Source organism: uncultured Sulfitobacter sp. (genome assembly GCF_964021855.1).
GTDB lineage: Bacteria > Pseudomonadota > Alphaproteobacteria > Rhodobacterales > Rhodobacteraceae > Sulfitobacter.
The window spans coordinates 1-7,578 of sequence record NZ_CAXHZD010000006.1 but is presented as its reverse complement, the minus strand read 5'-3'; the positions used below and the strand labels follow the sequence as shown (position 1 = coordinate 7,578).

8 protein-coding genes are annotated in these 7,578 nt (G+C 52.3%); 6 read left to right on the top strand and 2 right to left on the bottom strand.

Going from position 1 to position 7,578, the window contains the following annotated elements:
• Positions 1–1,245 precede the first annotated feature (1,245 nt).
• The 6 genes from AADJ11_RS17000 (at position 1,246) to AADJ11_RS16975 (ending at position 6,208) form a co-directional block, all read left to right on the top strand.
• Entirely contained in the window at positions 1,246–2,004 is a 759-nt protein-coding gene (locus tag AADJ11_RS17000; protein ID WP_341235628.1) for a ParA family protein, read from the top strand.
• Positions 1,997–2,608, top strand: coding sequence for a hypothetical protein (locus tag AADJ11_RS16995; protein ID WP_341235627.1), 612 nt, complete (start codon positions 1,997–1,999; stop codon positions 2,606–2,608). The genes AADJ11_RS17000 and AADJ11_RS16995 overlap by 8 nt, the downstream gene beginning before the upstream one ends.
• A 432-nt stretch (positions 2,609–3,040) precedes the next feature.
• On the top strand, positions 3,041–4,102 hold the full coding sequence (locus AADJ11_RS16990; RefSeq protein ID WP_341235626.1) for a replication initiator protein A: 1,062 nt from the start codon (positions 3,041–3,043) through the stop codon (positions 4,100–4,102).
• 105 nt (positions 4,103–4,207) lie between these two features.
• Entirely contained in the window at positions 4,208–4,768 is a 561-nt protein-coding gene (locus tag AADJ11_RS16985) for a hypothetical protein (RefSeq protein ID WP_341235625.1), read from the top strand.
• Entirely contained in the window at positions 4,765–5,475 is a 711-nt protein-coding gene (locus AADJ11_RS16980) for a hypothetical protein (protein WP_341235624.1), read from the top strand. The genes AADJ11_RS16985 and AADJ11_RS16980 overlap by 4 nt, the downstream gene beginning before the upstream one ends.
• Positions 5,459–6,208: a protein phosphatase 2C domain-containing protein gene (locus AADJ11_RS16975; RefSeq protein ID WP_341235623.1), complete on the top strand. Its 750-nt coding sequence runs from the start codon at positions 5,459–5,461 to the stop codon at positions 6,206–6,208. Before AADJ11_RS16980 ends, AADJ11_RS16975 begins: the two co-directional genes overlap by 17 nt.
• A gap of 39 nt (positions 6,209–6,247) precedes the next feature.
• Here AADJ11_RS16975 and AADJ11_RS16970 read toward each other — a convergent pair whose 3' ends face one another.
• Positions 6,248–6,754, bottom strand: a complete 507-nt coding sequence (locus AADJ11_RS16970) for a ferritin-like domain-containing protein (protein WP_341235729.1) — start codon at positions 6,752–6,754, stop codon at positions 6,248–6,250.
• 164 nt (positions 6,755–6,918) lie between these two features.
• On the bottom strand, positions 6,919–7,578 hold a 660-nt coding region (locus AADJ11_RS16965; RefSeq protein WP_341235622.1), incomplete at its 5' end, for a TonB family protein.

Genomic DNA, 7,578 nt, shown 5'->3' with positions numbered 1-7,578 from the left:
CTCTCCCAAGACGGGATCAGCCGATAACAGGATGCGGGGTTCTAACGCCTCGACGCGAAAAGACTCTTCGCGATTTAGGCTGTCATTGGAAGGGTCACGTAGGATGCCGTGAGAATGGAATCGAGAAGGGCTAGCGCGCACGCCATCCTTCCGAACAATTCTCTTAAACAACGACCAAACGGACATTAAACATTCCAAGCCAAATAGGCAGAAGAAACCCTAGAAACAAAGTCGGGCCCTAAAAAACACTGGCCCACGGCAATCACAATCTTGACACATTTATGCCCAGATCATGTCAATAACTGGCCTTCATGCAAAGCTTTTTCTGAAAATTGGGCCAAGTTTTATTGAAGGCGGTCCCTGCATCAGTGGCACCCGGAGCGACAATAATCGGCAAAAAGACGTTATTGTTTTTGCATTGAGTACAATAAGTTGAGCGAGGGTGCTGATGCGTTCGGCGATCACAGCTTCCAGCGCATCTTGGGTAGAGCACTATATATACTGCCGAAGTTATGCCCGCCTCGGAAAGTATATATAGTGTAGTGACAGGCTAGGCCGCGGCCGCTCTGTCATGTGAGCTGACGGCCATGCGCGAAAACATCTTTTGGACCCCTCATTAGCCGAGACATCAAAAACATTGCTCCCACGCACCGGCCTTCGCCGCGCGGCGAGGCAAAGATGCGCTTACATGCGGCATAGCGGTCTCGGCTTATCAATGTTATGATTTTAAGATACCCTTCTCGAACCACGGGGGCGAGAGTGGAGCATTTTCTTGGTGCGCCGAATACAGACACTTTGTTTTTGACCGCATTTGGAAGAGGTAGCGTGGTCAGATCCATGGTTTTGGGAATATTTCCGTGGATTCGGACATCTAACGTAAGATGCGGGGAGTATCTTGCGCTGAACTATGCCTCAGAAGCGCCATAACGATCCTTAAGATGCCAACTAAAGCCAAAACCACCATGTGGGTACCATCACAAGTGATGGTATTTATATGGACGCAATTATTTACACATCAACAGATATGCAACACTACAAACCGGCACTTCAACACATTACCGACTTACAAAGATGCACATTTACAACTCGCTACATTACACATTTAAGCAAATACATTTTGCACATCTACATTCTCACAATTTACCATATTGCTTTCATACACACTTACACGTAGTACTGCTTACAAGCCTTCATTTTTACAGAAAGGCATTGCAGCAATTTTACATATTTACATGAGGCATCGAAATGCTGGTCATCACCTTGATCAATCAAAAAGGCGGCGCAGGAAAATCGACGATTGCGCGCGGTCTGCTGAGCGCGGCGAGCGCGGCAGGAATTTCTTGCGGGTTTCTGGATACAGATAAGACCGAAAATCTTGTGCAGTGGGCAGGGCGCGCGACTGTCGCTGGCAACTGGAGCGATAAAGTCGAAGCTTTCAAAACGCTTAACCCGCAAGAAGCCCGCGAAATGGTTCTGGATTTGGAAGACGAAGGCGATCTGGACCTTTTCATCGTCGATACCCCGGGCGACGCAAACGAGCTGCATGATCAATTGGCCACTGTGTCCGATTTGATTCTGTGCCCCATTCAGCCATCCACCAGCGATCTTTCTACTGCCGTCGGTACGGCAAATTGGATGTACCGGATGCGGGCGAGGGTAGAGGACCCGACTGCGCTTCCACCGTTCCGGGCGGCGATTAACCGCGTTGGTTCAAAACCGACGAAAACAGAATCTGGGGTGATGTTACATGCGCGGGCGAACAAGCTGGTCGGCGACGGTAAATCCCCGCCCGTCGAAAAGCTTAAGTTTGTGCCGCGCTACGTGCAGCAGCGCGACGCATATCGCCGGATGGACGAAGAAGGCCTGCTAGACCGCATGATCCAGACCGAGAAAACGCGTAAAGAAAGATATTTTAAGAACCCCAAGCACTTGCAAGATGCCTTGGACGAGATGACCGAGTTTTTGGATCTTTGTCTTGAGATAGCGGAGGCGAACAATGGTTAAACGTAAAAGAGTTCCACTGCAGCTTAAGGGAACCGATGAGCAATATTTTCGCACCAAAGAGATTATTGGCAAGCCCGGCCCTGTAGAAGAGGGCAGGGCGGTTGAACCTGAACAACCCGTTGAGAAACAAACACCGGCCAAGGCTGAGCCGGCAAAGAAACAAGAACCGGTCAAGCGCGCTGCCCCTTCAAAACCCGCGCGACCCAAGCCCCGCGTAAAAACTGAGCAGGATGAAGATCCTTCAAAGGGTGAAATTGTCAGCCGGATTATCCACTTGGGTGTGCCACTGACCAAACGCCTACATGATACGGCCGAGAAATTTGGTGTCCCAATTGATGATCTTTTGTATGCCGCCCGAAAAAAGACGATCGCAAATTTCCGCCGGCGTATTACAGTGACCAAGAAGCCCACCGTTGATGAGTTTGAAAAAGGGGGGGAAACCTTGAGGGTCGCTGTGTCGCTCTCTCAAGACGAGATGGACCGCCTGCGCAACTGGTATGATCCGCTTGATATCGGATTGGCAACCAAAGTCGTATCGCCATTGATGACAGCCTCTTTCCGGGCCGAAGTCAAAGTCATCTGTGATGGGGCGGATGCCGATTAGCTTTCTTAGCCCTGTGGTTCAGTCAGTCTGGATGGATTCGCTTGCTTGGCTATGTGCAGCCTTATTTCATTGCATATCTATGAGATATCAAAGGCGGATAAGCCTAAATCTGTAGAGTGTTATATATGTGTTATAAAGGGTGTTAGGGCTCTGAATTGGTATGGTAACTAATTGAGATCAAATACCTATTCAAAACATGGCGTGTGTGAAGTCACGATTATATGTGTGTGAACTCACAAAACTACGTGTGCGGAGTCACGACGGGACCCAATGTGTGGGTGAAATCACGAAAAACCTTGACCCCGTGTGTGAAATCACGAAATCTGTGACTCGATTCGACTCTTTCTATTGGTAACACGATTCTTAGCAGGGTGTGTGTGAAATCACGAAAGTGTAGGGATTTGTGTGTAAAAACACGAAAAGGGAAATAGTGTGGGTGAAATCACGAAAGAAATCAGATCACCGCTTTTGCCAGATCGGCAGGAGCAGGGGGACTTCTTTGTCTGCGATATTTTTGATGCGGCTCCCAAGGGCGACATGGCATCGATGGCGCATCCTATTTTTTCTCTCTCTACAAAACCTGACCACCGCGTTCGCAGATATGAAGATGAGACAGGAAAGAACTATCTTGAAGTAAAACCCTCGAGCGAGGGTGTGGCGACGATCCATGACAGGGATGTCCTGATTTACTGTATCAGCCAGATTATGGCGGCCCTTAACGAGGGCAGGCAGGTGTCGCGGACCGTACGATTGCGTGCGTTTGACCTGTTAAAGGCGACAAACCGCGTCACGGATGGGCGCGGCTATGATGCTTTGAAAAGCGCGCTTACCCGCCTGCAAGGGACGCAGATCGAAACGAATATTGTCACCGGTGGCACGGAACAGATGGACCTGTTCAGTATCATCGACCGCGCCCGCATCGTGCGCCAGACCCGCGATGGCCGCATGCAAGAGATCGAAGTGCAATTATCCGATTGGGTTTTCAACGCGATCCAGGCCCAAGAGGTGCTGACCCTTCACCGGAATTATTTCCGCCTGAGGAAACCGCTTGAAAGACGTATCTATGAAATTGCGCGCAAGCATTGCGGGCGTCAGAAATCTTGGCGTGTATCTTTGGAAGTGTTGCAGCGGAAATGTGGGTCGACCTCTACGAGCCGCGAGTTCAAACGTCTTGTGGGCAGCATTGTTGCCCAAGACGAAAGCCATGATCACATGCCAGACTATGCGGTACGTCTGGATGGGAATTTCATGGTTTTCCAAAACCGGGGAACCATGGTTAAAGAGGGGCCGGTCAATGACGAAATCAGCAGCATCAAATTGTCGCCTCAGGCGTATGAAGCCGCGCGTGAGGCCGCACCAGGGTGGGATGTCTACCACCTAGAGCAGGAGTGGCGCACTTGGATGGATGACGGGGGCTTGGATGCGCCCAAGATCCCAGACAAAGCATTTGTCGGCTTCAGTCGGAAGTGGTTTGAAAAGCGCGGGCGTCCGTAGGTTGATGTTTCCGGGAACGCGCTGCGGGTACCCCCTTTGACAGAATGGCCAGTAGTGTGCTTAACTGTCCGCAGTCCATGGACAAGGGACGCATAAAGGTACCATATGAAAAGCCAGGACATTGTCATACTGCTCAAGCTCGTGAGCCTTGAAGAACAAGAACGCGCTTCCAACCACAACAGCCCGCCTTCGCGCGAAGACCCGTATTCTGTTCGCAGCCTCGAGGCGTCCCTTGGTATCAGCAAGTCCGAGGTGAATGCCTCGATCAACCGCAGCTGCTCATCCGGGCTTGCCCTCAAAGGCGGTCCAGACGGACATGCCAAACCAAATCGCCGCGACCTGTACAACTTTATCATACATGGTCTGAAATTTGTGTTTCCAGCCAAGCCCGGCGCGATGATAAGAGGTATCCCAACCGCCTTTTCAGCCCCGATGCTTGAGCCGTATTTGGTGGCGGGTGGCAGCTATATTTACGTATGGCCATATGCCTATGGCACGGAAATGGGACAAGCCGTTGACCCCCTTTTCAAATCCGTACCGGATGCTGTTCAAGAAGATGAGAAACTTTACGAATACCTCGCACTCATTGATGCGATACGATTGGGCCGCCAACGGGAAGCCAAGCTTGCATCTGACCGTCTATCAGAAAAGTTATTGAGCAGATGACAACCGTTCACGGGCAATTGCGAAACATGCTTGAAACGGTCGCTGCGGCGCTTGGTCCCGAACTGCGAAAACGTTTTGTTTTTGTTGGCGGATGCACAACAGCGCTGTTTATCACAGACACCATAACCCTTGAGGATGTTCGGGCCACGGATGACGTGGATCTTATCATTGATCTGGCCGGTTATGCGGAGTGGGCGCAATTGCAGATGCAGTTGCGCAAAAAGGGGTTTTCAGAAACCCACGAGGACAATGTGATTTGCCGGATGCGCCTGGGCGAGCTGAAGGTCGACTTTATGCCTGACGACGAAAAAATACTGGGGTTCAGCAACCGGTGGTATGCGAAAGGTATCGAGACAGCAGTTGCGTACCCTCTGACAGATCAGCTGGAAATCAAACACCTCGTGCCAGAACTATTTCTCGCCACAAAGCTCGAAGCATTCCTGGGGCGCGGGGATGACGACCTGCTGATGAGCCGCGATATCGAGGATATTCTGCTGGTCGTGGACGGGCGCGAGGCGTTGGTGGAGGATGTGAAGAATGCTGATGCAGACATCCGTTCTTTTATCGCCGAACAATGCCAGGCGCTGCAGCGACATTGGGATTTTGATGGTTTCGTCGCGGGAAACATAAGAGGGCCAGAGGGGCGAGCCGATATCGTTCGGAAACGTTTTGCGGCTTTGGCCGCGGCCGATGATGGGCATATGTGAAGTGGGTGTTGAGATAAGCTGGCGCAGTATTAGGGGCGAGGGCACAGACACCAATCAGGATTACTGTGGCATCGGCCTGCGGGATGATACGGTGCTGTGCATTGTGCTAGACGGGGCAAGCGCAAAACCGCAAAGCGGTGAGCTGGCACAGTTGATCGCGCGCGATTTGGTCGATTGGTTCACATCTGCGAAAACACGTGTATCCGCCAATGACATCGTCGATCAGCTGCGACAGATTCATACCAAACGCTCGAGGGCACTGCGATGGGCGTCGGCAAGCTATCTTGTGGCGCTGATCGAGCCCAAACGCCAGATAGAAATTCTTTACGCTGGTGACTGTCTGATCGGACGTTTCCGTACACATGCCGCGATAGAGTGGCTGATAAAACCACACACATTGGCCAACGCGATCAAGGATGTGCCCCTAGATGAGATCATAGGCTCACCGCTAAGAAATAGGCTGACACGCAGTTTTCGGGCTACGGAATTCATTGCCCCTGATATATCGACCCTTCAGGGTGAGGGCACCGCGCCGCTTGTTGTCGCCACGGATGGCTTTTGGGCCGGAATGGACGATGATGCACAACGCCGTTTCTTGGAAGGCGCGGATATGCCGCCAAACGGCATTGTGGACGATTGCAGCATCCTCATGATCCGTCGGCTTGTGTCAGACAAACACGCTCAGATCATGCCAAGCGCTGCTGAAAACCTCTATCTTGTCAGATCTGGTTGACGGGCAGGGGCCAGCGCACCCCGCCCGCCGTCCTCAGCCTTAGGCGTTTTCTGGCGCTTTTGCTGAATCATTCACTGTTTTATCTGCAAGTTTGGTAAGATCCTCGTCGGTCTTCCATTCTTGCTGCAATGTTTCATTCAGCAGCTTGGCCGCGTCCTTCATGCCCAGCTCTTTCGCCCAGCGATGCAGGGTACCGTAGCGGGTTATTTCATAATGCTCGACAGCCTGAGCTGAGGAGATCAAGCCAGCATCAAGGGCCGGAGAGCCTTTGAATTCGTCCATGATTTCTTCTGCTTCGGCGATAATGCCTTCGATGGCGTCGCAGGTCTTGCCACGGGCGGTCTTGCCCATGCTTTCAAAGACCTTTTGCAGCCGTTCGATCTGCTCTTCTGTCTCGCTGTGGTGCTTCTCAAAAGCCTGGGCCAGCTTTTCGTTTGTCGCCGCGCGCTTCATCTTGGGCAATGCCTTTAGAATTTTGCGCTCGGCATAGTAAATGTCTTTCAGGGTATCTAGAAAAAGGTCTTCAAGCGTCTTCGTTTTGGCCATCGTTACGTCCTCTTTACTGATAAGAAAAATGTGGGTCACGACACTGCTGTATCGTGACGGATGAACGTTGGATTTCACAAACGGTTCCCACGGCTCATTATGCTTTTTACAAGCTCGGCGGCTTTCCGCGCTATCGGGTCTCCGCTGCCGTGGGGCGGTGACAATTATCGTCTGTTAAACTTCACAGGTACGGTGATCGTAAGCGATGCGTCAGGCGGGGGAGGGGGAACAGGGGATGCGCGCCGGACAAGGCTGACCGCGGCCTGATCGATCGCTTGATTGCCGGACGACCGGGCAAGCCGGACGGACAAAACCGTTCCGGCAGCATCCAGTCGAAAGGTAACATAGGCCACGCCTCTTTCGCCCTTAGAGCGGGGCTTGCGACGCTCTAGATGTGCCAAAAGACGGGATTGCCATTTTGCGGGGCTTATTGTGCGCCCGCTGCCGCGCGCAGATTGTGTTGCGGCGTTGCGTGCGGATTTCTGCGCTTGCTGGTTTTGCGCCTTAACCATTGATTGAGAGGCCGCTGATTTCTTTTGCGGACTGGGTTGTGGCGCGGGTTTGGGTCTCGCGGGACGAGGGAGCACGACATCCTTCACCGGTTTGGACCGTATCTTTGGCCTGACCGATGACGTCATCAGTGTTACTTCGGGGTTCGGGATCACCTCTTCGGTATTCAGGTCTTCTGTTGTCTGGCTGGGTTCGGTCACCTCAGGTGTCGGCGTGTCGGAGACTTCCTCTTCCGGCGGCTCCGGGGCAGGGGCCTTCACCTCCTGTGCGGGCGTACTGGCTTGTGTGTCTTGTTGGTCGACCGAAACTTCGGT